A 26,151-nucleotide genomic window follows, 5' to 3' on the forward strand; every position below is an offset into this window, starting at 1 on the left:
TGCATTAGTGCGCGTTTCGACGCTGGCCTCAAGTTCAACATTCATTTCTCAACGCTTGTAAATTTTACGCTTTTGTACAAAAAATGCTTTCTTAAACTGGGTCCTCCCTTGCTGTTGTAAGTTCCAATTTTGCTCGGAAGTATGAAATAAATATTTGCGTCAAATTTGTGCCAGTTGCCTATTTTATGACCGACAAAGACTCCCATTCTTTTAAGATATTCCTCAAGGATCTCATCGCTACGCTTTATCTCTTTGTTTATATTGTGCGTTTCGACTGAAGAAACCTTCTTAAATTTTAATTGGTTTTTCCCCGACTCAATTTTGGAAATTAGTGAGAATGAGAGTCTGTTGGAAAGAGTATTTCCTCTCATTTGCCCGCTACCACTTTCAAACCCATGTGCGAACTTCGCTTTTTTTATTAAAAGACCATTTTTATCATAAAAATTAAAATTAATCTCCACGGATTCTGCTAGCCCTCTCCCAAAAAAAGAGTATGCAGCATTGAGCCGCAAGGTGTAAAAAATTCTACCAATTATGTTGTCTCCATTTACAAATGAATTGTACTGTGGGAACAAGTAGTAATATCCATTTCTATTATATAGAGAAGCACTGATAAAAGTATTTAAAGAAAAGTACAATACGTTGACGACATAGATTGCGAACAGTGCAATAGCAATTCTCTTTTTCATATCGAAATATTTATGCGAGAAAAACAATAAAAAATCCCTCATCTTTAACTAGATGAGGGATTTTCATTTCACGCCTTGTCTGTCTTAACCCCTAACACGTTTGCATTAAAAGGTCGAAAATGTGTTGAGTTAGGCAAGAACTACCGTCAAAAACGTAAAAAATAATTGATTTATTGAGCAGCAGGGGGTGTAACAACAACAGGGGGTACGTTGTCACAAGTGTAAACGTAGCAGTTCGTAATGAACGTATTGGACATTGCTGTTACGGCAAGCTCGGACTTTACGGCCGAATGCTTAACAACATCGGTAACGACAACAGTCGTTTCTCCTTTTGAGGAGAAGGATGCTAGGCCACATGCGGCTACTAGCGTCAGTAGAAATGCTTTAGCTTTCATCTGCGGGTAGATTTACTGTGAACATTGTTGTTCACATCGGAAAAGTACATATTAAAATAAACGATAGCAAAAAAATTAATGAAAAACTGGATTTCTATATGTAACCTTCTGATAATTAATGAGATAATTTTTGTTCCTTAAGAGCGTGTGGGCATTTAGTTTGGGTGTAACCCGTTGAGGCACATGGTTTAGTTGGCAAGCAGCAACCATGTTTCGTGGCTGGCGGGCGTGAGTTCGTAGTCGATGGCCAGCCGGCGACAGTAGTTGAGCCAAGCAAAGGTGCGCTCGACGACCCAGCGTTTGGCGACGAGCACGAAGCCAAGGGCCGAGGGCGGGCGGCTGCCCAATTGGTGGGCCCATCCGCAGGCGCGCAGGTGGCGCGCAAAGCGGCCTTGATAGCCCTGGTCGGTGACCACCGTTTGCAAGCGCCCGCTCCACTCAGGCCATTGGCCAGCAGCGCCTGGGCCTGTACTCCGCCGTGGCCATTGGCTGCGTGGACGCGGCAGGCGAAAATGCGGCCGCCTACGTCGGTGACCAGTCGCTGTTTGCGGCCGTTATCACGCTTGCCGCCGTCCGTGCCCCGGTGCTCGAAAATGCGCGGGGCCAGTTTGACGCTTTGGCTGTCCACGTACACGAGCGACGGCAACGGTGCCCGCTGCGCAGCGGCCCGGTCGGCCCGATTTACCCCCTCGTTGAGCCGTATCCAGGTTCGGTTGTGCTGCCAGCGCCGAAAATAGTAGTACACCGCCGTTCAGGTGGGGAAGGAAGTTGGCAGGCTGCGCCATTGACAACCAATTCGGCAGATATAGCGCACGGCGTCAACAGTTTGCCGCAAGCAGAGGCGGCGTTTGCGTGGCAGGGGCAGCAGCAGGACCATAACTTGCCACTGCGGGTCAGTAAGGGGTTGATAGCCGTCAACCATAAAGCGTACGGGAGCCTAGGTACCCCCGCCGCAACTTACTGATTCGTTTCTTTTTGCCCCACCTAATTCCCCAACACGCTCTATGAGCCTTTCGGTTGGGCTTCATGCTGTTGACTTAATGCTAAGCCTAGCGCGTGATCTCAGTTGAGATATAGGGTTCAGATGCGGACGCAGAGAAAGGCTTGGAATGAGGTGTCGAGTATGTCGTAGCGGGTGGCTAGGCGCCAAAGTTGCTTTGGCTTGTTAAAAGCCTGTTCAATATAATGGCGTTTGGCATAGGCACAATTGTCATAATGTGGCACTTGCCGCCGACGCTGGTTCGGTGGGATGACGGCGATGTCCCCGGCGGTAATAAGACCGCGCAACGCATCACTGTCATAAGCCGTGTCGGCTGGAGCCCGGCTTCAGCACCCAGCCTAGCGCATTGTCCGCTCCATGGCCGCTTAAGCGAAGCTTTCTGGTGCGCCCACCCTGGCTGAGACCGATGGCTTGCGGGCCTTTTTTTCGCCGCGCCGGCCGCGTGCTGGTGAAAGCATATGCTGGTTGAGTCGAGTTGCACTAGGCACTGGTATGGGTGGGGGATTCGGCGGTTGTGGGCAGTAAGCTAGTGGGCGACTCGCTCCCACACCCCCGAATGACGCCAGCACGCAAAGCTTACGTATACCCTGTGCAAGAGGCCTAGGTGCAGGGGCCCCGACCCGTCAGACTGCGCACGTGCTCCAAAGCCGCGCGTATCGCACGCCGTTGTGCCTCGACAATGTGCTTGGCCCGGTAGCAAGGGTGACAACTCCGCCTAAATCAAATCAATTAGCAACGTGCGGTCTGCGTTTATGATCCGAAATTACCCACCTAACTGAGAACACCCCCGAAAGTACTTCCGCTTCAAACACGTGGCTTAGGACCGTAGGCAGGTGACCGTAGGGTTACTACCGGCTCACTGCTACCGTAGTCGACGCCATGATAGCAAGAATACACCGGCAGCTAATGGCATTAGAAGCAAGTGCAACCTTATCGTGGCCCAAGAATCACTGGATATATTCAGGACTGGGGCATCCTGGACACTGGCGTAGGCCAACACAACAAAGAGCAATTCGTAGGGCCGTGCCGAACGAGTAAGCGCGCCTAAAGCTAAACTCCAACTGGCCAGTGATAGCCCAACTACCACCGTAGCTAGAGCAGCCATCGGCATGGTTGTGAACAGACGCGATATAACAATCAATGTCCCCCCCCAGGCCAATACAAGCAATAGTAGCCAACGTGCTAGAAAAATCCGACGACTTGCTCTCGCAGCACTAAATATGAAGGCGGCGGTGCCAGTGTCGCGCTCACGCACTGGGGCATTGCTAAAAACATCCAGTAGTAGCAGCCACGCCGCCAGTGCCGCCAAGTTGATAACAGCTTTAGGCCCCACTGCTTGTGCCGTCAACACGCTGGCAAAAGTTAGCCACCACCATGTTTTCCGCGCCCGCAATACCAGTTGCAACTCTATCGACAGCAGGGTGCCCAAAACCGTCAACTGAAGGGGCGAGAGCAGTACCTCAAGCCATCGTAATCGGTGCCCATTGGCTAAGGAATCCTGAACTAATTCAGGTTGAGTAGGGTAGCTTGCTGCCCAATCTAGAAATGGACTGGTGAGCAGCGTTCCTAATAAAGCAAGCCCAATCCAAAACCCCGCTCCGACAATGTCGCCGATCTGGGGGTGCCAGCTAGTCCAGGAGAAGCGTACTAAAGTCGCCTCTCTAGATGCTGACCCAACAGTCAGATTTTGGACTCCTTGGCTTTTGGAGTCCAATTCCGGCAGGTTGGCGCGTTTAATAGCACGCCAAAAACTAACAATACCATCAGGACCACGTTTCCAGCCATGTAAGTCTAAAACAGGGGAAGCCGTTTGCTGTATTGAGCCCGTTAGCAGACAAATCCATATAATAAAATAGATAATATTACCCCGAGTTCGCCGTAACCAGGGCAACACATCAAACCATACTGCAAACATGGCCGTGACTGCTAAAGCCGGCAAGCCCAGTAACAACACGGGCTTTATCAATTCTAGTAAATCGATAACGTGGTCCTCACCGCGTACCAACTGCGCCCCCAGGCCGACCGCTAACCCTATCCCCACGAATAGACTCAGCGTTAACATATGGCTGCCCCATTTGGCCAGTACGTACACTGGGCGCACTAGTGAAGAAGAGGCTAGCAGTTGCCATACATTAGTATCGAAGTCACGAGTTAACGTGCCTCGAACCAAATAAAAACCCACTAACGATAGTAACGTTGAGTACACCAAAGCCAGCACCATTCCAATCCAAGCGCTGGAGTATTGCCCTCTATACACGCCATCAAAGGCCAGGGTCAGGTAAGATGCGTTAGCGGGAGGGAAGCACCACCAACTACTTATCATCAACAATCCTAAAACGCCCCAGAATTGTTTGGATCGACTGCGTTCACGCCAGTCGGCGATTAGAATAGCTCTGAAAACTTGAAAAAAACTTGCTGTAATTATCACGCTACTTGCTAATGTGCTAGGCTTGAACACTTAGGTACATATATGCATCCTCTAAACTAGGCTGCACGGCCAAAGCGTCTGGCGCGGGGGCTTCAGCGGCTACTATGCGCACCCGTATACCTTCCGGCAGCCTTGTTGAATTGCTAACTTGGTGCTGCGAACGCACGCTAGCTAAGCAATCTGCAGCAATAGTCCAGTCCCATATATTGCCCTTGGCTCGATTCAGTAGCTCCTGAGGCGTGCCCTGGAAGTGAAATTTGCCCCGCGCCATGATTGCCAACATGGTAGCGCTGGCCTCCACATCTGAGACAATGTGGGTCGAGAGCACCACAAGGCGTTCCCCAGCTAAGTCAGTGAGCAAGTGACGAAACTGTAGTCGTTCAGTGGGGTCGAGGCCCGTAGTGGGTTCGTCCAATATCAATAACTTGGGGTCGTTAAGCAAAGCTTGGGCGATACCAACTCGCTGCCGCATTCCCCCAGAGAAATTGCCTAACGGCTTGTCCGACACGTCTGACAAGCCAACTAAGGCTAAGCACTCTTCAACCCTAGCTGTTATGCTGGCTGCTGGCAGCCCTTTCACCGCAGCTACATAGTGCAAAAACTCTCGCGCGCTCAAAGCTGGATACACGCCAAAGTCCTGGGGCAAATATCCTAAATCTTGGCGCAATTTATTTGGTTCTCGGGCTATGTCAGTTCCCTGCCAGAGGACTCGCCCGTGGCTGGGACGAGCCAGCGTAGCTAGAATACGTAAAAGTGTCGATTTGCCTGCCCCATTAGGCCCTAGCAATCCTAGGATACCAGGATGCAGGTCCAAGTTCAAGCCAGCAATCACATCTGGGCCTTTCCCATAACGGAAAGCCACAGATTCAATTTGTAGCAAGGCTTCAGAAGAACTAATCAGGGTGGACACGGGGAGCCTGGTAAATAATATGTGCACTCGTGAGCCGATGAGAAGCTGATCAACTTAATGATTCCCGAAATTTTGCCAAAAAATATTTGGGATTAATCGATGGGGCTCTGGTTGCAAGTTAAGCGACAGAGCCTAACCGTTAAGTGCCACTCAAGTTTAGAGAATCCTATGTTTGGGCCTTGTTACCGCAGGGAGGGAGTAGAGGGGTTAGGGGTGTGGGAACAGTAGAGCCCGTTCTACATGTTAAATAGTCTAGCTAAGCCGGACACAATTGGGACGTGTTTTGAAATTGTTGGGGGCGAAGTAGCAGAGGGCGGAGTGGACGCTCGGCATTATTATATTACACCACGTGTTGATGGATCTCAGTGAGTTGTTTCCCCGGCGGCTTATCGCTAAGTGCGGCTACGACCCTCATGCCATTCTCTAATGCTTGGCGACCCACGGCACGCAGGCTCTGCTTAAGGCTAAGCGGTAGCCTGGCGACGCGGCTTGCTCGCTGGCCAGCAGTTGGACGTAGTTGAGCGCAGCTACGCTAAAGTCAAGCAGTCTCGCCGATTGGACACTCGCTACGGCAAATGCGATAGCTGTTTACTAACCTGTATTCAGCTTGCGGCCAACTTGCTGTGGATTGCTACTGTTTCCGCGCCTTAGTTGTCCCAGCGATCAATTGTTGCTCCGGTGCCTTGTGACAAGCTCTCAACCGGTAAGGCCCACGACGCGAGCTACCTGCGCTAATAAATTGCGCAAGCGGACACGCTGATCCAGCAACAAAGGCAAAAGCCGCACCCACTGCGTGTCAGTGGGCATAACTTGGTCTTTATTGGCGCAGAAAACCACCTAAATTGCTCCCACTTTCTATTGTGTGGGGCAGCAGGTTTCTTACACACCCTCCGCCACGGCCCCGCACGCTTACAGATACAGACCGAATGCGGGCCTATACACTGGGAAACGTTGGTGGGCTGCGTTCGCTACCAAGACCACCATACTTCGAGCACTAGCTCGCCCAAAATGTCCACACATCACCCTAGCTGGACCGAATAGTGGCTGGAGTCGCCCGCTAAGCCTGCCTGAGTTCGCGTCATTGAGAAGCCCTTTACTTACTCTGCTTTTGTTTTATCTTGTTTTCAGCCATCGTGATAAAGTTTTGTTTGGAAGCAATGACTAACGCCAACGGCATGGTTGTCTTGCCTTTACCCAAAGCTTGATATTTTGCCACAGTAGCTGAAAAAACAGCCTTGTCAGTTGCATACTCAAATTGTGAAATCGAGCAACTTTCGAAATAGCTGTCAGCCTCTACTACCAATCCAGGCAGGCCGTAATAGTATGCCGGTCCATTGCCAATTGGAATCTGAGTTGTAAACCAAACACTCACATCGGGTGAGTTTTTTAATGTGGCCTTTGTGCAACTATACTTTCCAATCGTCTTTTTTTCCTTACTTATGTCCCACTGCAACGTTTGTGCCTTGCCGTTGAAGTAGTACTCGGACCCCGTGAATGTCTCTTGGCCCGTGAAGTTACCTAAAGGGTCTTTATGGCAAAATATGACTTGTCCAGCAATGCTTGTGCCCTTGACCTCCTTAACAGAGTCAAGTTTATACACTGATTCGTTGGTCTTGATATCAACGTAGAGGCTGTGGTAAATCTTAACATCCGACAACTGTTGGATGATAGCCGCATATTGCTGAGGGTCAGATACTTGGCCTTTGATCATAGCGCTCATCTTTGCGGAAAGCGGTGATGTTACGTAGGAGACCTTTATGACTGTTGGCTTGGTACTCTGGGAATAGGCCGCTTCACTACTCAAGACAAGGGCAGCCGATACGGCAAATAAAAAGGAGATTCTCATGAATTTAAAAAATGAAGGGGAAAAAGAAATGAGGTTTGTGATATCTGAGTGCTCACGGTCATGCAATTGTAGGCCAGTTATGATTACTAAAAGGTGTATTTCACGCTTGCAACCATATAATTCAGTGCCCTGTCCATGATGTAAGTACTACTTATGCCGTCGTTGACGAAAAGGCGTGAATCATACGCCGTGTTGTTGAACAGTCCAATTAGGTCTCCAATATTTCTGCCTTCGAGACCTAATGTTATTTTTTTTAGGTTTAAGTTCGCTTGGCAATTAATGTTTTTGCGTTGGTACTGTTGTCCCAAGAGTATGCTCATATTATAAACAAATGATAGCTTACTTTCAAAAATTGATTTTGAGCAGAGTATAGATAGAGTGTTGTCGAAAGAAGTCGTTCTAAGGTCAGTTGATCCAACTCGTGTTGTTGAAACAGAATTTCTATTAGACGCTTCAAAGTTTAGTACATGCTTACTAATTGTTTCCAGCAGAACGCCGACTTCTACTCTCTTTGTTCTAACGTCTACTTGTGCGTTCGAGAGTATGGTAGGAAAATTGTTGTTGATATAACTTACTTCTCCATCGAGTTTGGTCGGATACAAATACTTGAAAATGGTTTTAGAGCCCCGAAGAGTAGCTTGACTCTCGTAAGCCTTGGGCGTTTCAAACAATCGGAAGGTATTGATCCCCCTGTCGGTAACCTCAAGCAGACTTTGGCTAAGCCTGTTATTGAAGTCTTCTAGACGCAAACTAACGCCCCAAGCTCTGCCTTGGAAAACATTGGTATACGTGTAGTCCACCTTGCTTATAGTGGAAAAGCTAATTGCCTGAGGCAGCTCTTTGCTACCCTTAATGATGCGGTTGTACAGTCTATTCGTGGTTATTGCTGAACTCAAAGGATTCAATATTCTCTTGCGCTCCGAGCTAAAGGAAAGCCGGCTTAATCTGTTTTCGTACTCGGCTGAAACTGCAAACGGCATGAAAACGCCTTGTCTGTTGCCCAGTATGTACTTATTGACCTTTAGGCTTGCACTATAAGCTAGTTTAGCCGATAAACTGCGTCCCGTTGTCAAAGCAGAGAAAGTGACATCAGTTACTCTTCTGCTTACATCATGCTCCACAGGGTTTAGGTCAGTTATCTTTTGTTTTGAAGTGCCCACCACCACCCCCAATACCGGTAGCAAGTGGCGTGACATGTTGTAGCTAAGAGAGTTACTCAGCAGAATCGTTTCGGTATCTAATTTGATATGCTGGTCATACAAATACGTAGCCAGTTCCTTATCCAGAATAGTATTTGATACTTTGGTGCGTTCTACGTAGGTAGACACAGAGGCATTATAAAGCAGTTTCTTGCTCAGCTTGGAATTGTAAAATAAATCATTTTGTGATGATGTGGTATTGCTTAAGTAGTCATATAATACGCTATTATATACGTTACTCACGAATACATCATTTTGGGCGTTTCTACTTCCGCTATCCCATATTTTGTCTGTTCTAGACTGAAATTTTATTATATTATTACTGGATAATCTGTAGTCTAAATCGATAGCGGAAAAGAAAGAAGTTGTCCTAGCACTTGTAAGCTCGCTCGAATTTAGAAGAGGTTGATTGCTCAAAGTAGAGTTTTTGGTAATCACACTGCTAAGTGTATTCGGATTGACCGAATATATAACAGCACTAACCCTAAACTTATCATTTTCTTTGCGCAATGTTAGATTGCTTGTTGATTGAAAATCTTTTAATCTATTGGCATTTATCCTAAATGCGTTAGACAGCGAGTATAACTGAAAATCAGACAAGCTTTGTTGGCTATTGAATATTGCCGCAAGGTCTCGAAGCTCTACCAGATTTTTGCCTATGTTATTATTATTGCTTGAAACGAAGGCATTAACATTTTCTGAAAAGTAAAATCCTCTCAACTGCGTATCAAACTTATTGGGTAGCCCATAACCAACGAGCAAAGAGCCAGTTACAATGTCTTTAAATTCCTGTTTAGTCTTGATGTTCAGCACAGTTTCCTCTGCTTCATCGAAGTTTAATGAGAATTTATTCTTGTGGTTATTAATAATACTCATTTCCTCTATCATCCTGTTTTCGATACTTTGAAGCGCCAGGCTGTTTTGATGGACAAAGGTTTCTCTGCCGTTCACCATTATTCTTTCAATGTTCTTTCCCCTGTAAAGGATTGCTCCGCCCTCAGCTAATTGAAAACCCACTGATTTTTTTAATATTTCCTCTAATTTGCTGTTATCAGTTAGGTTCAAGTTCTTCAAGTCTAGCCCAACAGTATCTTGTCTCACGTTCTCCTGTCTGACTATGACCTCTCCCAGTAGATTTACATCTTCCAAAAGAGAAAAGGAAAGGTTAGCACGACTTTGGCCTAGTAAGAGTGTGTCCAGCGACAATTCTACTGTTGTGTAACCGATAAAACTAGCCGCTATCCGCTGGGCAGTAGCAGTGTCGAAATTTACTTTATATGATCCATCCACACTGCTGGACCCAAAGGCGATAATATTATGAGCCCCATCATAAACGATTACGTTTGCTCCAGGCAAGGCTTGCCCTTGCGCGTCGCGCACCCACCCTGCTACCTCCGCATTTGACTGAGCACGAACAGCCATCGACCACATCAGGTAAAAGAACAACAGGAAAACTGTGCGTGGTGTGTTCATTGAGCCTATTCTCACACCCCTTTACAATGATTTCTTAACGTGTTGATAACTACACAATTCCTCACTATTCGGCAAATCATACAGGACAATAGTATTATGTAACAGAGGGTGACTAAGCATACAGTGAAAGTTTAGGAAGTCGTTGCCCGCTGACAATCTAACTACTTAACAGGTAATTAATAGCAGAAGTACCGAATAATGCTTGCCAAGTGAACTGTGGAGAAAACAAGCGTAAGGAAGATTACACTAGGCTCTGATGATAGCTCAAATGTATGGCTGGTCAAGCGACGCTCATCTTTTTTGTGACCAATTGGCCTGCATCCGTGACCAACGCCCCATCCGCGCGGACCAACGCCGTTCGTCATATTAGTTTGAGAAGCTTTACACCACCCCATAGCTTTGCAGCATGAGCAAATCACATTTCTGGAATCTCCAGGCCGTGCGCCACGGAATAGGATGGTTGTTGGTGCTGGCGATGCTAGGCGTGCTGATTTGGCAGGACGCTGACCCACTCCATACCCGGGAGCGAGTAAGCTATTCGTTGCTTAGTATAGGGGTATTTGCCCTGGTTATATACGGCCATTTCTGGCTACTTACTTACCTGTTAGACCGCCGTCGTTATTTATGGTACGCTGTGGCCACGGCGACTGCCATCCTAGCGGGTGGCGTTTTGCTGTCTGTGAGCCCTCGTCTCATGCAGCGCATCCTACATGACCAAGGGGGCCATGAATTAACCATAGGGCTGGGGGTAGCTAATGTCGCGTTGGGAGTACTGCTTGCCACGAGTGCACGTTACGCCCGACGGGGTATCTTGAGTCATTTGCAGATGCAGCAACTGCGCGCTCAACAGCTTGAGACCGAGTTGAACCTGCTCAAAGCTCAGGTGAATCAACATTTTTTATTCAACACTCTTAACAACCTTTACGGCCTGAGCTTGGTTGCACCTGATCATATACCTGAGGCGCTGCTGCAACTGGCTGGCTTGATGCGCTATCAGCTTGACAGCACTCGTCAGAATCAGGTGACAGTCGGCACCGAAGCTGAGTACTTAGCCAACTATGTGGGCTTGGAGAAGCTGCGTCTGCGTGCCAATACCTGCGTCGAATTTACCGTAGACTTGCCTCATCCCGAACGTCCGCTGGTACCCCTGCTGCTGCTGCCGCTAGTCGAGAACTGCTTTAAGCACGCTTTAGGACCGGGTGGCCAGAATTCCATCCGCATCTGCCTCACCCAAACAGAAGCCGGTTTGACTCTGCGCACCGATAATAGCATACCGGTACACTTTCGACCGGTCCCCTCGGGGATGGGGCTGCCTACTTTGCGCGCTCGACTGGCCCAATATTATCCCGGTTCGCGCCATCACCTCGCCCTTGAGGCCCGTCACAACCACTACTCCGCCACGCTGACGCTGCTGTTCTAATGCAGATACCAACGCCTACTTTGGCGCCGCTGCGCTGCTTGCTCATCGATGATGAGCCCTTGGCCCACACCGTGTTGCGCTCCTACCTAGCTCGTCTACCCGGCCTAGTGAGTTGGGCTGGCTCGTGCTATGACGGTGCGGAAGCCTTGCAGCACCTGCTGGTTGTGCCCGTCGACGTACTATTTCTAGATGTGGACATGCCCGGCCTTACAGGCTTAGAGTTGCTACGAGCTTTGCCTGAAGCCCCAGCCGTGGTGCTCACCACCGCCCACGCGACCTACGCTCTTGACGCTTACGAACTAGCGGTGGCCGACTACCTGCTCAAACCCATTCGCTTCGAGCGGTTTGCCAAGACTATTGGGCGCTTGCGGGCGGCCGCGCTGGCTAGTACTGCGCCGCAGCCGCCCACCATGACGCCCATCAGCAGCGCGTCACTAAGTGAGAGTTTATTTCTCAAGACGGACAGCGGCGCCGAGCGGGTACGATTGACCCAACTGTTATTTGTTGAAGGCTACGGCAACTTTGTTAAGTGCCATTTGCTATCGGGCCGCATCATACTTACAGCAGACACTCTCAAACATTTAGAAACTCAACTGCCCACAGTTGAGTTCGTGCGCGTCCACAAGTCATACTTAGTGAACGTATCTCACATCGAGGGTATCCAGGGTAACTGCCTGCGAGTGGGCAACCGAGAGTTGCCCATTGGCAGCACCTACCGACAGGGCGTGCTGCGTCGTTTAACAGGCGCGTAAACGTTTACGACGTTCTTTCAAACCTACAATTGGAGGTACCGGAGAGACATTGAGAGCATCAAAAAGTGTGAGGCAGTGGGGAGGCAACCGGCGACCGCGGGGCTTACCTTTGAATCACTCGCGTTCGGTACGTCCCCCAGCCTGACGGCTCTTGTCTCGTCCGGCAACAGCTGAGGTGGTCTAGCTAAGCCGGACACAATTGGAACGTTGTTTGAAAGTGGTTTTCGAAGTGGTTTGGGGCAAGGCAACCCGCAGAACATTCTCTCTTCGGTTTGCGTCTGTACTACTTTGTTCTGGCAACGAGCAGCAAGCATGGTGACTGAATAACAGCAAGTTGCTTATGTAAGAGGCCTTACGCGCCACGGCAATAATTTCGGCCAGGCAATTAGAAAAACCACCGTGGCTGTTGCAGAAGTCAACGCAAGGACCAGCACAGCCGCCTAAGCGCTTGCTAACTGGAGAACCAAGCCTGAAAAGCACCGTTTTTAGGCAGCTACGAACGCAACAACCCAATTTGAGAAGCCAACAAGGACTTCTGCAACAGCCACCACCGTTTGTGTGAACTGAACGCCCCCGCAAACTGACGGGTTCGTTCGGCAGATGGGGTGTGCAAGACCGGCCAACGCCCTGGCCACAGGCGGGGCGGTTCCCGTTCTTTACGGCGAAGCACACGGGGCACCGGCGCGGGGAAATGCACCCGGCGGCGTAGTTTTACCGCCCACCTTTTCCCTCTCCATGCCGGACGAAGAAACCAGGCGGGCGGCGGTGCTGCGGGGGGCTTGGCCCTAGCGACCAATCACGGCATTGCGTGGCACGGCCCCTGCATCGCGCGGGTAAGGGACTTTAAAGTAAACTCGGCGTGAGCGGTCCAGCCTGTGCTTCCGCTCCCAGAGGCCCCGCTTATTTGCCGGCACTTTCCATTTGTCTATCCATCTACTCTTCTCCCTTGCTTATGAAATGTAGCTACTCTAATTGGCTTGTCCAACTGCGCTACGGTGCGCTACGGCCCGTCACCTTGCTCCTGCTGTTGACGCTGGGAGCCAAGCATGAGGGCCTGGCCCAGACCGCGGCGACAACGCCGGCCACCGCGGTTCAACAAGCCCCAGGTATAAATCCCGCGCAAGCTGCGCCATCGCTGCCCGCTACACGCACTCCGCCGCTGGCACCCGCTGCATCGCCTACGCCATTCACTGCCCTGCCAACGAGCGCCCCGGTTGGAACAACCAAGGAAGAAGTCGTCGTGGTTCAGCCCGTGGCCCGTCCCCGCATCATGGCTTTATACGAGGCCGGCGACCGTTCCCAGGATTCCGTATTTGCCCTGGATAGTTACCTGACCATGGAAGTGACAGGCCTGGTGCCCTACCTGCGCCGCCACGAAGCCCTGTTGCGGGCCCAGGGGCTCACCCCCGATCAGGCCCGCGCGAAAGCCAACGCGTTTATCCTCTACATCGACGATGCACCCCTCGTGGGTTTGGGACCGCAATCGGCCTATAACCTGCCCGTCACCGCCGCCGACACCCTCACCAAGCTTATCTTCCACTTAACTCGCCGCCCCAGCACGTATCCGTATTGGAACGTGGTTTACGCCTCGCCCTGGCAATTCATGCACCCCGGGAAAATCGGGCTGGGCTACGCGGACCGGGTCATCACCGACACTTATCCGCTAAGCGGACAGCCCGTGCGCATCAAGCTAATTCGCCCCATCGCTCTGTATGCCGGGCTGGCGGCCGTGGCCCTGCTCGGGTTTGTTATCCTGCGGCTGGGGTGGCATTCGCGGATGCTGCGCGACTCGGCACAGGGAGTCGAGATTCCCACCGGGCACCTGCTGGAGTTCAGCCTCGCCAAATGCCAACTCGCGTGGTGGACATTTTTGATACTGGGCGGGTACCTGCTCATTTACTGCGTCACGGGTGAGCAGCCCACGGTTTCCACCACCACGCTGGCTTTGCTGGGCGTTAGTGCGGGCACCGCCGGCCTGAGCAGCGCCCTGGGCAAAGACTCCGGCCCCGTGGCCCCGGACGGAGAGGCGCGCGCATTGCCTTACACCAGCCGCGGGTGGTGGACCGACGTGGTTTCCGACGACCAGGGCGTGAGCATGCACCGGCTGCAGCAACTAGCCTTCACCTTGCTGATGGGGTACCTCTTCGTGCGCACGGTTTACAAAACGGTGGCCTTGCCCGAATGGACCGACAACGAAATCCTGCTGCTGGCCCTCAGCAGCGCCACTTACCTGGGCTTGAAGTCGCAGGAAGGGACCGGTTCCCCGGTACCAGTCGTGGCGCAGCCGTTGCAACCGGTGGAGGTTGACATAGACCCGGCCCCGGTAGTGGTGGTTCCGGCTCCCACTCCGGCTCCCACTCCGGCTCCCACTCCGGTCCCGGCCCCGGTCCCGGTAGTGGTAGTTCCGGCTCCGGCGCCAGTCCCGGTAGTTCACTCAGCGCCAGTTGAAACCTACCAGATCAAGCTAGGCGATACGCTCAGCACGGTGGCCAGTAGCCATCATCTGACCTTAGCCGAGCTGCTGTCGGAAAATCAGCATATTACCGACCCCAATTTAGTTCAGGTGGGTGAACGTATCAACATACCCGCTCCCGCCACGGCCTCGGCTCCCGTTGCGGGCGAGTTTAATGGAAAGGAGCCAGCTCCTGGCTCCACCCTGTTGGACAGTTCCGCGTTGATTTTCCCGCCTATAACCAGCACGGAGTCTCACCGCAGCGCGGCCCTTTACAACCAAGTCATCAACCAATTTGCCGTTGGTGTTAATCCACGTTATTTGCCACGTGATGGCTGCACCTTCTGCAATATTTTCGTCTGGGACGTCACCCGTGCAATGGGGTGCGCCATCCCGCATTGGGTTATGCGCGATGGTGCCATTGCCGAACCTAAAGCACCGGGGGCCCTCGAAATCAACATTGACGCGGGGTACGAGTGGATGCTAAACCACGGCATCAAAACCCAGGGCTGGGAGCCCGCTGATGCCGCTAAGGCCCAGCAGTACGCCAATGAAGGCAAACCGGCGGTAGCAATCTGGGACAACCCCACTGGTCATGGCCACACCGTTATTGTGCGTCCTGGAAGGATTGTAGGGAACGCGGGCCCTACCATCGCGCAAGCGGGAGGTCATAATTTCAATATTGGCCAATTAGCAAATGGCTTTGGCCACATCCATCCCCCGTTCTTCGTGCACGCCTAACCAAGCCTTTGCATGAGCCTTATTAAAAAATGGTTGCCAACGGACAGCTGTATCTGGTCAAGTACAACGTGGAGTTCTTTTCGTAAGTGGACATAATCCTACGCTCAGCGCCGGAAATCTCGTCCCCGTGGGGTGAACCCAAGTTAGGCTGCTTTGTCCAGCTGTTGCTGCCGGCAGCCGCGAATTCAGCGGTCGCCATTGCCTGCCGCATGCGGTGCGGCAACCCGACCAATCACAGCTGAGAATCGGCTTTTGTGAGGCGGCTCTCCGCTAAGTGATGGTAGCAATACGCCGCATTGCCCATGCGTAACAACTGCGCCTGCTCGGCGCGTTCTTTCTCCGGTAGCCGATGCAACGAGTCAACCTGCTGCTCCAACAGTCGTAGCAGGGGATGACGCGGGATTAACAGGTCGTCAATGCTCATCATGGTGCCCTGATTACGCGGTCTGATTGCCAGTGCAACTGCTGCGCAAGGCCCGACACGGAGTACTCCACGCCCCAATAGCACCGCAGCGCCGCGCCAACGGCCTACACGTCGGGGCACAGCGTCTGCTTGAGGTGGTCTAAGCTAGGCGGACAGAAGAAGGACGTATATTTCTTCTGTTATGACCGCAAAAAAGAGCGGGTCGTCGCCCGATAAACGACGCAAGTACGACGAGGCGTTCAAGGTCGAGGCCCTGCGCCTGGCCAGCGAGAGCCGCAGCACGCAGGCCGCGGCCCAGCAGCTGGGCATCAGCCCCAAGCTGCTCTACCGCTGGCAGCAGGCGCAGCTCGTGGCCGAGGTGGGCAGTGCGGAAGTGGCCCGCGACCCGGAGGTGCGCGCCCTGCGCGCGGCCAACAAACGGCTGGCACAAGAGCTCGATATTTTAAAAAAAGCCTTGGCCATCTTCGCCCAGCCGACCCCGTGAGCGTGTACCAGCACATTGCCCGGCAGCGGGCGCGGGTGCCGGTGCGCCAGCTCTGCCAGGTGCTGCGCGTGGCGCCGGCCGCCTACTATGCCTGGCGCCGGCAGCAGGGCCGCCCCGTTGCCGAGCCCAGTTGGCAAGTGGCGGTGCGCGAAGCGTTTGCCCACCACAGCCAGCGCTACGGCACCCGCCGACTGCGCGTCGAAGTCCAGGCCCAGGGCTACACCGTCGGCCGCTGACGGATCCGCCGGGTGCTCAAAGCCCATGGGCTACGCGCCCAGCAGCCGCGCTCGTTTGTGCCCCGCACCACCGATTCGGACCCGGCCGTGCGTGCCGCCCCCAACCGCCTGCTGGGCCAGCCGGCCCCCACCGCCCCGAACCGGGTCTGGGTGGGCGACATCACGTATTTGCCGCGCCAGGGCGGCGGCTGGCTCTACCTGGCCGTGTGGCTGGACCGTTGCTCGCGCAAGATTGTGGGCTGGGACGTGCGCGACACGATGCCCGAAGACCTGGTCAGCGAGGCCCTGCGCCGGGCCCTGGTCGTGCGCCGGCCCCCGGCCGGGCTCGTCGTGCATTCCGACCAGGGCAGCCAGTACACGGCCACCCGCTTCAAAGACCTGGTTGCCCAACATGGCGCGCTGCAGAGCATGAGCCGGCGGGGCAACTGCTACGACAACGCGCATGCGGAATCGTTTTGGAGCCGCTTCAAGGCCGAGCTACTCGACGGCGGCAGTTTCCCCGGACTGACCGAAGCCCGGCTCGAAATCAGTCATCACATCGCCTATTACAACGCTGAACGGCGCCATTCCGCCCTCGGCTACTGCTCACCCAACCACTTCGAAACCCAGCTTCAAACAACGTCCCAACTCTGTCCGGCTTAGCTAGACCACCTCAGCTTGACTTCCCAACTCAGGGCGGCCAACCCCGCCGAGGGCAGCCTCAGGCGCTGCCATACCTGGGCATAGCGGTAAAGCGTCGCCTCGTCCAAGCCCAAATCGTCGGCGATGATCCCCGACGCCTGCCCTTTAGCCAACAGTAGGACCGGACCGTTACCTGCACAGAGCCCGCCTCGCCACGCCGCTGCTTTTGCAGATGGCGCAAGTGCTAGCCCTTCGAATCGGTCAGGGACACGTTCATGCTACAAGGTTAGCCGACTATTTTCGCTTGTCACTTCACAGCGATTTTTAAGCAAAAAACCCGCTCAGACATCTGAGCGGGTTTTTTGCTTAAGCGACTTAGAATTATGCGGGAGGATTACCCAAAACAGAAACAAATCTAAGTTGATTGGCAACTGCTTTACCCGGCTTCCAACCCGATTGGTTCAAGTGGGCATTCACGTCGTTGAACGTATCGTTGTATAGGGGTATCAATTGTAGGCCGGCGGGGTTTCCCCCCTGCCGTCCAGGGGCGTTCGTGCCAGTAGTCGTGGCGATGTTGCCGCCTTGCCCAGCCATCCAGGCGCCAAGGGCTTGCCAGTAAGCACCAAAATTCGTCAGCTGCTGGGCTGACAGTGTTTCACCGACGTTAGACTCGGTTGAGTTTTCCAGCAAAATGTCTTGTTGTTGCTGGGTCATCAACTCCGAGGTTACAAGAAAACCTTTCATCGCGCCGGCAAGTTGTGCATCCGTAAAAGCCATAAGTCAAACGCCAGGGTTAAGCACTTGATTCATAATATCATATTGCAAGCACTTAAGACGAAGCTACTGGATTCGTGTTGCCAGTAATTTGGGCAAACAGCGCCTGAAGGTCCGCCAGCATCTTGTCGGATGAGTCGATGATTCCTTCCAGCACTTTAACCCAAGGTGAACCAGTGGGAAGCTTGTCCATACTCTTTTCAATCCAGGGCTTCAGCATGTCCCACGTTTGCACTACGGCCTGCTCCACGTCACTGCCGCTGGTCGGCATGGGAAACGGCGGGATAGGGTCGGGGGTCGGCAACGGCTCGTAAGGCGTGTGGCTGTTGATGTCCACAATGGCTTGCAGAAACTGCGTATTCACGCCGTTGATGCCATCGTACAACGCTTCAATGGCGAGCACCATTTCCTTCGAGATACCACCGCTGATTTCGCGGTCGATGATCTGGGCAGCTAGGCCCAATGCGCCACATATCGACGCAGTGTATTGGGTCCAGGTTGTGAAAATCTGACAGTTTGTTTCGTCCGCACCGGTCAGCGTCGTGCTGCATCCTGCCGGGGGGGCGGCCTGCACGGCCGCGAGCATCGTTTGGCCGGACAGGTAAGTGGAGAGTTGAGGAATGACTTGGGGGGGCGCGCACTCGTTGGCCATGTTTTTGGATTTGGGGTAAGAGAAAAATGAAAATGGAAAAATCTGGTGCTAAGCCGGCGTGGCTTGCGGGGCCAGGGCGCTGACAATTTGCTTTGCTTCCGTCAGCAGGTCTTGCGTAAAAAGGGCGTTGCTGACCGTGATGGTTTGGGTGCCGCCTTGCCGCGTTTGAATGGTCGCCGTGTAAGAGGCGCTCTGCGTCAGCTCCAGCGCCAGGTTGGCCAAGCCGGTCTCCAGGTTATTGGAATGGCTTTGGAAAGCCTGGACGGATGTGGTGGATATTGAGGCCGAAGCGGCCTGTACCGCCGCGGCCAGGTCCGTCAGGGGTAGGACACTCTCGGCCAGGTTTTCAGCGAAATCCTCAAACGCTTGGGGCTGGGCAGTGGCGGCTGCCTGTCCGACGCTGTTGATGGCGTCCCGGCCGTCGGCCGCATAACTCTTCATTGGCGAACCCGCGTCCACGCAATTCTGCGATTGCAAGAGTCCCGCCAGCGGGTCAACGATGCTGTTGACAATCCCGAGGATGTGCACCGCCTGGCCGGCAACCGGCAATGCCTTGTTCGACAATAAGGTGCTATGGCTTGTTATCGAATCCATCTGGATTGCGTACGTGTCAATACCGCCCTGGATTCCATTGATGGCGGTCGCCAGCGTTTGCGCCTCGGCCGCCATATTGGCCAGCTTGACTGACACGGCGGTAGCAATCCCTTCGAGCTTCGCGGCAAAGGCCGCGATTTGCGCCGTTTGCTTGCCTCCCTGGCGTGCGTCCTCGGCTTTGCCTTGCTCCACAAGTTGAATAAGCTGGTTCATGCTCATGCTCCACCCTTCCACCCGGTGGATGGCCTGGTCGACAACGACGGTTTGCGGAACGCTCCTTACCACGCTTTGCGAAGCCGCTTCCAGCGCGGCGAGGGCCGCTTGCAGGGCCGGCAGCGCGTTGGTCACGGCGCCCATCTTACCGTTTTGGTCGCGTGCCACGTCATCAAACGGCTTGACCAGCGCAGTCACAAACCCAACGTTGAGCGTAGCGAGGAAATCAAGTATGTGCACCGCGTCAGCAAGCAGTTGTGACAAGTCATTGACTTGCTGCGCAAAGGTCGCGGGCAGGGCAAGTGAGGCGGTGAAGGACAGCAGGGCTCCTTCCAGTTTGGTAGCAGCCGGCGCCAGGGCGTCCAGGTTCGTCACCAGCGTACCGCAGCTGGTAATGAAAGCCGCGGTATTTGGCCACACGCTGGGGTCAACGGGGGGCAGGAGATTCGGAGAGGCCCCCTGCGCAATGGCCAACGCGGCCAGCGAAAGCGTATGAGGCCTCACCGCCGGAGATTTGAGCGCCATCAGCACGCGGGAATCGACCTGAGCTAACGGCCGGGACAGATAGAAAGCAGCGCTTGCTCCCGGGCCGCCGTTGGTCGCCGGGGCTGCGGGCGTAATGGCGGGGGTGGCGACCGGAAAAGGAGGGGCCACCGACGGTTTGTTGGGGTCGATGGGAGTGTTGGTGATGGCGCTGATCAGCCCCAGGATGGCCGCTTTGGTTCCTCCGTCCTGGCCGGAACGGTACTGGCCGAGGGCGGTTTCGGCTGCGTCCCACAGCCGGTGGGATTTGTCCCCTTGGGCCGATCCCGTTGCGTCACCGGCCTGGCTAATGCCGGGTTGATTGATGCCCGACTTTGCCGCATCCATAATCGGCCCAATGCCCAGCTTATTAAAGATTGCTGTTTCAGCCGATTGCACGAGCGTGTCGAGGCCCGTTGCCTGCATAATCAGGTCGATCACCGGCTTTAAAATCTTGTCGAATATGCAGGCTAGCGCGTCCAGCACCCAGGCAAGGGGTTTTATGGCCTCCTCCATGCGGTGAAAGCCACTGTTGAGGGGTGCCAAGGCGTCCGCCGCGCTTTTGATGTCAGTAAGTGCCGAGCCCACGCCGCCGCCGACCGCTTGTTGAATGCTGCTCAGCACGCCACTCAAGTCGTGCACGGCTGTTTGGGCTGCGGCAATGACCGGGTTGAGTGCATTAAGCGCGTGCCCTAAGTCCTGTTGCACCGAATTGAAGGTGTTCATTAAGGCCAGCAATTTATCGGAAGCCTCCGTTCCGACTAATACCGGCGCCAGAGGCGCGGCGATCTGCGACAGGTAGGAAAGAATTTCGATGGTGTTGATGTAACCAGGAATCTTCTGGCTGACGTCGACCACCACGGTCCGAAAATCACTCAGCCCCGCTTGCACGTCGCCCAAGGTTTTCGCGACCGGCTGAATCGTTTCGGTGTTGATTTCCTTCGCGGTGGTTAGGGCGTCCTTGAACGCTTCGCTTACGGTTTCAATACCCGTCGACATCAGGCCGGCCACCTCTCCGACGATGGGGATAGGTTCTAAAAATTCCAGTACCTCTCCCAACGCCATAAGCGCATCGTCGATATCATCCGCGGCAGAGATTAAACTGCCGATGTCATTCAGCAGCGTGTCGGTGTCCGTAATTAGTGTTGTAACCGCATCAACCGTTGGCACCATAGGGCCAAAACTCTGAAGGGTTTGCTTCAGAGTATCTAGTGTTGCGGCAAACGCATCGCCCGTAGCAAGTGTGCTCATGTGTGTTTATTTAAAAATTTATGCTGCCATTTTCGTTCGAACGTTTCTAGCCCATTTCTTATCAGCCTTACTTGATAGCTTAGTAGAAAGCGCTCGGTTTGATTCCCGTTGACTGTCTGCACCAGTTTACCTCGGTTCGGACCCGTGGTAGATTCTCAATTAGATGACGCTGTTGCACGTTGCAAATCATAAACTGGCGTGCAACTATTACATCCGCTCCTCAAACCTATATGAAGCGAATTCAAGGGCCTGGCCTTTCGCAAACTGGGGCAGCCCTATCAGTCAAAAAGTCTCCTTTATGGATCGCACGACATTAAGAATGAAAAGCGACGCTAAGGGATTGTGAGCAAGATCAGTGCCTCGGGAAAGGCACGTTTAACTATCATCAAGGCATTTTTTTGAAAAAACAGGTTGTGAGCAGGCTGGAGTGTGATTTTGGCTCATCCCATTTATTTCTGCCTGGTTGACTGATTTGGAAAGACAAACCAGCCCGTTTTTGGCCTTCGAGCGGGCTTGGCTTTGTTTTTTGTTCCTAGGCTAGCGCGGCCCCAGGAAAAGCGGTTCTCCGGAAGGACGGGCGACTTTGGTACGCAAAGTCCTTCTCACCGCATCGTTGCGACGAGCGAAAGGTAGTCGCCAATGGGAACCGGGAAAAAACGGGTACGGAGCCCCCAGGAGAGGCATCGGTTGGGAGCGCAAAGAGTAGATATGGCTTGGGCCGGAAGCCGGCGGGCGCCACCAGTGCGAACCGGGAACAGGAGCGCCGGCTATATGCGCAGCACGGGGCTGCAGGGGTATGATAATTAGGGGTCCACAGCCCCCAGCAAGATGAAAACCCTGCTGACAGATTGAGTAAGGTGGCGCAAACAAACGCACAAAAACATAATGGAACTAATTTTACTATAGGCATTTTAAATAAATGTTGTTGACAGACTTTTGGTAATGGGTCAAACTAGGGCGAGATCATGTCTCGTCCGGCGAGTGCTTTACATCACCTGATTGATGGATGACCGAAATCGAGCGGTTCCCACGCCAGGCCAACAATGAGAATCATGCCATCGCCTTCCGCAAGGAGGCGGTCCGGCTGGTGGAATCGGGTTTGTCGCAGCGGGTCGTCTTGCAGCGGCTGGGCATCAGCCACGCAACGTTGCGGGCGTGGCTGCGGCTATACGGCACGGCGGTATATTCCCAGATGCGCCGCAAACTATTCACCGCCACCCAGAAGCACCAGATTGTGCGGGTGCTGCTCGACGGCCGCTTGAGCGAAGACGAGGCCCTACGCAAGTACGGGCTGCGGATGAAAAATACCTTGCGCGAATGGGTAGCCGCTTACCGGGCCCGCGAGGCCGTGCCACCCGCCGCGCCGGACACGCCCGCCGATGCCAATGCCCTCCTGGCGGCTCAGTTGCGGCAGGCGCAGTGGCAAATCGAGGCGCTGCACACGCTCATCGACCAAGCGGAGGCCGCTTATAAAATTGCCATCCGAAAAAAGGGTGGTGCCAAGCCGTCGAAATGATGCGCCAGAAGTACCCCGCCTCGGCGTAAGGACGCTATGCGGACTGTTTGGCAAGACCCGAAACGCATTTTACGACCACCAGCGCCGGGCCACCGCCTGGGCACGCGTAAACTGTCTTTCCTGCTGCTCCCGCAACTGGGCGAGCACGCGCCGCGGGTGGGCCGGGATTACCTGTTTGCCCTGCTGGCCGGCCATGGTCTGTTAATTCGCCGCCGCGAACGGCGCGTGGTGACTACGCACACGTGCCTGCCCTTATTTCGGTGGCCGAATCTCATCGAGCACCTGCTCGTGAGCCGGGCCGAGCCGGTCTGGATCAGCGACATCACCTACGTGCGCCTGCTCAGCGGTTGGAGCTACCTGAGCCTGATTACCGACCTGTATACTCCCCTAAAATCGTGGGCGTCTGCCTGCACCCGGACCTGTCGGTGCTCGGCACCCTCGCCGCCCTGCACCAGGCCCTGGCCGCGCGCAACCAGCCCCAGCGGCCGCTGATTGACCACTCCGACCGGGGCTTGCAGTACGCGGCCACCCGCTTTAAGGACTTACTAGCCCGCCACGGCGCGTGGCAAAGCATGAGCCGGCGCGATAACTGCTACGACAACGCCCTACCGGGTACGACCCACGCCGAATCGTTTTGGAGCCGCTTCAAAGCCGAACTGCTCGACGGCGGCCGTTTCCCTGGCCTGGCCGAAGCCAGGCTCGAAATCAGCCACCACGTCGCCTACTACAACGCCGAGCGACGGCATTCTTCGCTCGGTTACCTTGCCCCCAACCACTTCGAAAATCACCTGCAAACAACGTCCCAACCCTGTCCGGCTTAGCTAGACCACCTCAAAAACCCGGCCATTGCCAACTCCGACCCGGAAATATGAACCGATCATTAGCACCCACCTCCTCCCCCACCCATCGTGGGGCGGCCGGTCGTGGGGCCCCTCAGGCAGCGGAGAAAAAAAGACATCACCCGCCAAAGGCACGAAGCTCGCTGGTTAACGCCGCTTTTTTAAGTCAACAGAGTGAGGCCAAGCATACTCTCAATTCACTGCCACTCGCCTCGCCGGGCACTAATTGTTTCCTGGCTCTTCCCCCTATTACTGGGTTCAGTATGCTAAGTTTTGGATGTCCCAAAAAGCTGCATTTTTGCTGGCAAACCCAGCGTTTTGGCAAGATGCTGGCGTGCAGAAGAAAACCGTTGCCCAAGCCACGGCATTCCAAGGCGTGCGGCCCGTGTAGGGGCCTGTTCTTCCGGTGAACAAAGCCTTCGATCTCTACTACGAGACTCATTGTAACTGGTAATCTTTCGAGCTGGTCATGGTGGTCCGCATCGGTATCTTCCCCGGCCGCAGCTTTTTGCTGGTAACAGCAGTTGGCCGTACTTGTGTTCGTAGCACGACCGCTGCACTTCCGGATTCTCTTATAAAATATTTATTTTCAATCACTTATTAATTAATTGCCAGAGTCTGTGCAAATTTCCCCAGACCGCTTCATGCTTAACAACATTCTTTAACCGGCACTTGTGGCCACCTGCCTCCTATAGTCGCAGCTATTACAAAAAGCACGAATTCCCGCTCCATAGGAGGGCCAATCAGTGTCCAACCCCAAGTGTCCATCTGGATTCGTGCTTTTTGTAATACAACCCATACGTCGCCGCCAATTAGTGTTAAATCGTGCTTTTTGTAATAGATGATATTATGTTTTTATTGTGAAAATTTTATATTATTACGCGATATTACTTAAAGTTATCTGAAATTGTCAATGTCTCAGAATTGGCCAATACTGGATGAAGTGGCGCTATTACAAAAAGCACGAATTGCCGGGCCGCCGCAAACACCCTCCATTAGAGATTGCGGACAGCTAACCTCGTTAAAGCCTTGATTTAAAACAAAATAAAGACGGCCTCTTTAAATAAACCGTCGTTTTCTTCTTTATAAAGATTACCTATATTATAGGTTTCGCAACGCAATGGTTGTCAAATAGTTCCAAGGGTCATCTATTACCAAAAGCACGAATCATCTATTACCAAAAGCACGACGACCTATTACCAAAAGCACGACGACCTATTACCAAAAGCACGAAACAGCCGGCTCAGCCTATTACGAAAAGCACGAAAGGCTATTACAAGAAAAATATTTGTAATACTATTGCCACTCCAAGCCCTGATCTTCCTCCCCTACCCCGCCATGCAGGTTTCCTTATTCGACGCGCCAAAACCCGACACCGTCAGCAAGTTGGTCGTGCAAAGAAACGATTTGGTGAACGCCCGGTTTGCGCTCACCACCCTAGAAATGCGCCTGTTCATGGCCATGCTGTCCCGCATTCACCGCGACGACACGGAGTTCAGCGAGATGCGCATCCCGGCTACGGAGGTCGTGGCCCTTTCGGGACGGCGGCCCAGTAGCAACGATTACCAGCAACTCAAGGATATGTGTGCCCTGCTCGCTTCGCGGGTGTTGTACATCGAGCGGCCCAGCAAGAAGAAACCGGCCAGCAAGGCTGCGGAGGACACGCCCAGCTTTTCCAATACCCCGCTCATGGCCTACGCGGACTATAGCAGCGAGGAGCGTTCGCTGGTGGTGCGGTTCAACGACCGGGTGCGCGACCACCTGCTGCAACTCAACGAGGGCAACTTCACCCAGGCCCAGCTCATGCAGCTGCTCAAGCTCAAGAGCGCTCACTCCTACCGGATCTACTGGTTGCTGAAGCAATTCGGCAGCTTCGGTACCCGGACGCTCCTGGTGGAAGACCTCAAGCGGTTGTTGGGCCTGGAAGGCCAGTACAAGCAGTTCCCGTTATTCAAGCTGCGCGTCCTGGACCGGGCACAACAGGAGTTGGCCCAAACCAACCTGGCTTTTGAGTACGACCTGCTACGGGGCGGGGGTAAAAGCGTGGAGCAAATTCGTTTTCGCTTTTCACCCGTGGTGAGCGAGGCCTTGTTGCCCGCCTTGCAGACCCCCAACGAGTGGCAAACCGCGCTGCTGGAGGCGGGCGTGGCCGCCAGCAGCGTGGGAGTGGTCGGGGAGCTTATCGAAAAGGGCGAAGTGGACCCCGCTTACGTGCTGTTCGTGGTGAACCAGCAGCGAAGCCGCAGCAGCCAGGGCAAAGTCAGCAGTCTTGCGGGGGCGGTGTTCACGGCCATTACCAAGGGGCATTCGTTGGAAGACTACCGCAAATCCGTGGCCGTAAAGCAAAAAACCGCGGCCCGGAAGAGCGCCAAAGCCCCTGTAGAGGTGTTACGCTACCGCCTGGCCGAGGTGCGGGAGTCCTATGAGCTGATGCAGCGGAAGAACCTGGCCAAAGGCGCGACATTCGAAGAGAATCTGCAGCTGGTGTACCTCTCGCAGGGCTTTTGCCGGGAGGTTGACGCCCAGGGCATCGAATGGCTGGTTAAGAAATAGTCCCGGAAAGCTTGCCTACCCTCCCACCTGGCCTTCTGCCGGGTCGGATAATCAGCCAAGCTGCGCCTAAGAGGGCCGCAGTCCAACGGACCAATGTTTTCCTGAATTCCCGGCCCCCTACCCTACCGGGCCGGGCAGCACCAGTCGGACCAACGCGGCGCCCAGCG

Annotated in this window: 21 protein-coding genes; 10 read left to right on the plus strand and 11 right to left on the minus strand. The window is 53.8% G+C overall.

Going from position 1 to position 26,151, the window contains the following annotated elements:
* Positions 1-41: 41 nt before the first annotated feature.
* From BMZ66_RS21895 to BMZ66_RS21930, 7 genes are all read right to left on the minus strand, one after another.
* Positions 42-689, minus strand: a complete 648-nt coding sequence (locus BMZ66_RS21895) for a hypothetical protein (protein WP_143080348.1) — start codon at positions 687-689, stop codon at positions 42-44.
* A gap of 583 nt (positions 690-1,272) precedes the next feature.
* Entirely contained in the window at positions 1,273-1,500 is a 228-nt protein-coding gene (locus BMZ66_RS25870) for a transposase (protein ID WP_214607049.1), read from the minus strand.
* A gap of 335 nt (positions 1,501-1,835) precedes the next feature.
* Positions 1,836-2,006 (minus strand): transposase, encoded by a 171-nt coding sequence (locus tag BMZ66_RS26475; protein WP_092678451.1) that lies wholly within the window; start codon positions 2,004-2,006, stop codon positions 1,836-1,838.
* 940 nt (positions 2,007-2,946) lie between these two features.
* A complete protein-coding gene (locus BMZ66_RS21915; RefSeq protein WP_143080349.1) occupies positions 2,947-4,512 on the minus strand; it encodes a hypothetical protein in 1,566 nt (521 codons plus the stop codon).
* 16 nt (positions 4,513-4,528) lie between these two features.
* Positions 4,529-5,422 (minus strand): ABC transporter ATP-binding protein, encoded by an 894-nt coding sequence (locus BMZ66_RS21920; protein WP_234795204.1) that lies wholly within the window; start codon positions 5,420-5,422, stop codon positions 4,529-4,531.
* 1,093 nt (positions 5,423-6,515) lie between these two features.
* Positions 6,516-7,268: a GLPGLI family protein gene (locus tag BMZ66_RS21925; RefSeq protein WP_092678460.1), complete on the minus strand. Its 753-nt coding sequence runs from the start codon at positions 7,266-7,268 to the stop codon at positions 6,516-6,518.
* A gap of 86 nt (positions 7,269-7,354) precedes the next feature.
* Positions 7,355-9,889 (minus strand): carboxypeptidase-like regulatory domain-containing protein, encoded by a 2,535-nt coding sequence (locus BMZ66_RS21930; RefSeq protein ID WP_177204851.1) that lies wholly within the window; start codon positions 9,887-9,889, stop codon positions 7,355-7,357.
* 457 nt (positions 9,890-10,346) lie between these two features.
* On the opposite strand from BMZ66_RS21930, the gene BMZ66_RS21935 reads away from it, so the two are divergent.
* From BMZ66_RS21935 to BMZ66_RS21945, 3 genes are all read left to right on the plus strand, one after another.
* Entirely contained in the window at positions 10,347-11,360 is a 1,014-nt protein-coding gene (locus BMZ66_RS21935; RefSeq protein ID WP_092678464.1) for a sensor histidine kinase, read from the plus strand.
* Entirely contained in the window at positions 11,360-12,112 is a 753-nt protein-coding gene (locus tag BMZ66_RS21940) for a LytR/AlgR family response regulator transcription factor (protein WP_092678466.1), read from the plus strand. Before BMZ66_RS21935 ends, BMZ66_RS21940 begins: the two co-directional genes overlap by 1 nt.
* A 952-nt stretch (positions 12,113-13,064) precedes the next feature.
* The gene (locus tag BMZ66_RS21945) at positions 13,065-15,305 is read left to right on the plus strand and encodes a LysM peptidoglycan-binding domain-containing protein (protein WP_143080351.1); all 2,241 of its coding nucleotides are present in this window, start codon (positions 13,065-13,067) and stop codon (positions 15,303-15,305) included.
* 232 nt (positions 15,306-15,537) lie between these two features.
* Here BMZ66_RS21945 and BMZ66_RS21955 read toward each other — a convergent pair whose 3' ends face one another.
* Positions 15,538-15,732, minus strand: coding sequence for a hypothetical protein (locus BMZ66_RS21955; protein WP_092678472.1), 195 nt, complete (start codon positions 15,730-15,732; stop codon positions 15,538-15,540).
* A gap of 178 nt (positions 15,733-15,910) precedes the next feature.
* Between BMZ66_RS21955 and BMZ66_RS21960 the strand changes: the two genes are divergently transcribed.
* Genes BMZ66_RS21960 through BMZ66_RS21970 form a run of 3 tightly spaced genes read left to right on the plus strand, consistent with a single transcriptional unit; the run spans position 15,911 to position 17,091 of the window.
* On the plus strand, positions 15,911-16,213 hold the full coding sequence (locus tag BMZ66_RS21960) for a transposase (RefSeq protein WP_092678474.1): 303 nt from the start codon (positions 15,911-15,913) through the stop codon (positions 16,211-16,213).
* Positions 16,210-16,449 carry a hypothetical protein gene (locus BMZ66_RS21965; RefSeq protein WP_092678477.1) on the plus strand — a complete coding sequence of 80 codons (240 nt, stop codon included), beginning with the start codon at positions 16,210-16,212 and terminating at the stop codon, positions 16,447-16,449. The genes BMZ66_RS21960 and BMZ66_RS21965 overlap by 4 nt, the downstream gene beginning before the upstream one ends.
* Positions 16,450-16,461: 12 nt before the next feature.
* Positions 16,462-17,091 carry an IS3 family transposase gene (locus tag BMZ66_RS21970; protein ID WP_177204852.1) on the plus strand — a complete coding sequence of 210 codons (630 nt, stop codon included), beginning with the start codon at positions 16,462-16,464 and terminating at the stop codon, positions 17,089-17,091.
* A gap of 360 nt (positions 17,092-17,451) precedes the next feature.
* On the opposite strand, the gene BMZ66_RS21975 is transcribed toward BMZ66_RS21970, so the two are convergent.
* Genes BMZ66_RS21975 through BMZ66_RS21985 form a run of 3 tightly spaced genes read right to left on the minus strand, consistent with a single transcriptional unit; the run spans position 17,452 to position 21,076 of the window.
* Positions 17,452-17,847, minus strand: coding sequence for a hypothetical protein (locus BMZ66_RS21975; RefSeq protein WP_092678481.1), 396 nt, complete (start codon positions 17,845-17,847; stop codon positions 17,452-17,454).
* A 52-nt stretch (positions 17,848-17,899) separates the two neighbouring features.
* Positions 17,900-18,496 (minus strand): hypothetical protein, encoded by a 597-nt coding sequence (locus tag BMZ66_RS21980; RefSeq protein ID WP_143080352.1) that lies wholly within the window; start codon positions 18,494-18,496, stop codon positions 17,900-17,902.
* Between the two features lie 48 nt (positions 18,497-18,544).
* Positions 18,545-21,076 (minus strand): hypothetical protein, encoded by a 2,532-nt coding sequence (locus BMZ66_RS21985; protein WP_092678485.1) that lies wholly within the window; start codon positions 21,074-21,076, stop codon positions 18,545-18,547.
* Positions 21,077-22,082: 1,006 nt separating this feature from the next.
* On the opposite strand from BMZ66_RS21985, the gene BMZ66_RS21990 reads away from it, so the two are divergent.
* The 4 genes from BMZ66_RS21990 to BMZ66_RS22000 all read left to right on the plus strand — a co-directional run bounded on the left by BMZ66_RS21990 (position 22,083) and on the right by BMZ66_RS22000 (position 25,984).
* Positions 22,083-22,592 carry a transposase gene (locus tag BMZ66_RS21990; RefSeq protein WP_092678487.1) on the plus strand — a complete coding sequence of 170 codons (510 nt, stop codon included), beginning with the start codon at positions 22,083-22,085 and terminating at the stop codon, positions 22,590-22,592.
* A gap of 36 nt (positions 22,593-22,628) precedes the next feature.
* Positions 22,629-23,084 carry a hypothetical protein gene (locus tag BMZ66_RS25635; protein WP_177204844.1) on the plus strand — a complete coding sequence of 152 codons (456 nt, stop codon included), beginning with the start codon at positions 22,629-22,631 and terminating at the stop codon, positions 23,082-23,084.
* The gene (locus BMZ66_RS21995) at positions 23,018-23,413 is read left to right on the plus strand and encodes an integrase core domain-containing protein (protein WP_234795205.1); all 396 of its coding nucleotides are present in this window, start codon (positions 23,018-23,020) and stop codon (positions 23,411-23,413) included. The genes BMZ66_RS25635 and BMZ66_RS21995 overlap by 67 nt, the downstream gene beginning before the upstream one ends.
* Positions 23,414-24,769: 1,356 nt before the next feature.
* A complete protein-coding gene (locus tag BMZ66_RS22000; protein WP_143080353.1) occupies positions 24,770-25,984 on the plus strand; it encodes a replication initiation protein in 1,215 nt (404 codons plus the stop codon).
* The last annotated feature ends 167 nt before the right edge of the window (positions 25,985-26,151 follow it).

This window comes from Hymenobacter arizonensis, assembly GCF_900115775.1.
GTDB lineage: Bacteria > Bacteroidota > Bacteroidia > Cytophagales > Hymenobacteraceae > Hymenobacter > Hymenobacter arizonensis.

What these genes read in the sequence shown, in the direction of transcription:
- BMZ66_RS21895 (WP_143080348.1), bottom strand. Translation starts at nt 689, where the DNA reads ATGAAAAAGAGAATTGCTATTGCACTGTTCGCAATCTATGTCGTCAAC.
- BMZ66_RS21935 (WP_092678464.1), top strand. Translation starts at nt 10,347, where the DNA reads ATGAGCAAATCACATTTCTGGAATCTCCAGGCCGTGCGCCACGGAATA.
- BMZ66_RS21975 (WP_092678481.1), bottom strand. Translation starts at nt 17,847, where the DNA reads ATGGCTTTTACGGATGCACAACTTGCCGGCGCGATGAAAGGTTTTCTT.
- BMZ66_RS21990 (WP_092678487.1), top strand. Translation starts at nt 22,083, where the DNA reads ATGACCGAAATCGAGCGGTTCCCACGCCAGGCCAACAATGAGAATCAT.
- BMZ66_RS25635 (WP_177204844.1), top strand. Translation starts at nt 22,629, where the DNA reads ATGCGGACTGTTTGGCAAGACCCGAAACGCATTTTACGACCACCAGCG.
- BMZ66_RS21940 (WP_092678466.1), top strand. Translation starts at nt 11,360, where the DNA reads ATGCAGATACCAACGCCTACTTTGGCGCCGCTGCGCTGCTTGCTCATC.
- BMZ66_RS21985 (WP_092678485.1), bottom strand. Translation starts at nt 21,076, where the DNA reads ATGAGCACACTTGCTACGGGCGATGCGTTTGCCGCAACACTAGATACT.
- BMZ66_RS21930 (WP_177204851.1), bottom strand. Translation starts at nt 9,889, where the DNA reads ATGGCTGTTCGTGCTCAGTCAAATGCGGAGGTAGCAGGGTGGGTGCGC.
- BMZ66_RS21960 (WP_092678474.1), top strand. Translation starts at nt 15,911, where the DNA reads ATGACCGCAAAAAAGAGCGGGTCGTCGCCCGATAAACGACGCAAGTAC.
- BMZ66_RS21980 (WP_143080352.1), bottom strand. Translation starts at nt 18,496, where the DNA reads ATGGCCAACGAGTGCGCGCCCCCCCAAGTCATTCCTCAACTCTCCACT.
- BMZ66_RS21945 (WP_143080351.1), top strand. Translation starts at nt 13,065, where the DNA reads ATGAAATGTAGCTACTCTAATTGGCTTGTCCAACTGCGCTACGGTGCG.
- BMZ66_RS22000 (WP_143080353.1), top strand. Translation starts at nt 24,770, where the DNA reads ATGCAGGTTTCCTTATTCGACGCGCCAAAACCCGACACCGTCAGCAAG.
- BMZ66_RS21955 (WP_092678472.1), bottom strand. Translation starts at nt 15,732, where the DNA reads ATGATGAGCATTGACGACCTGTTAATCCCGCGTCATCCCCTGCTACGA.
- BMZ66_RS21925 (WP_092678460.1), bottom strand. Translation starts at nt 7,268, where the DNA reads ATGAGAATCTCCTTTTTATTTGCCGTATCGGCTGCCCTTGTCTTGAGT.
- BMZ66_RS26475 (WP_092678451.1), bottom strand. Translation starts at nt 2,006, where the DNA reads ATGGTTGACGGCTATCAACCCCTTACTGACCCGCAGTGGCAAGTTATG.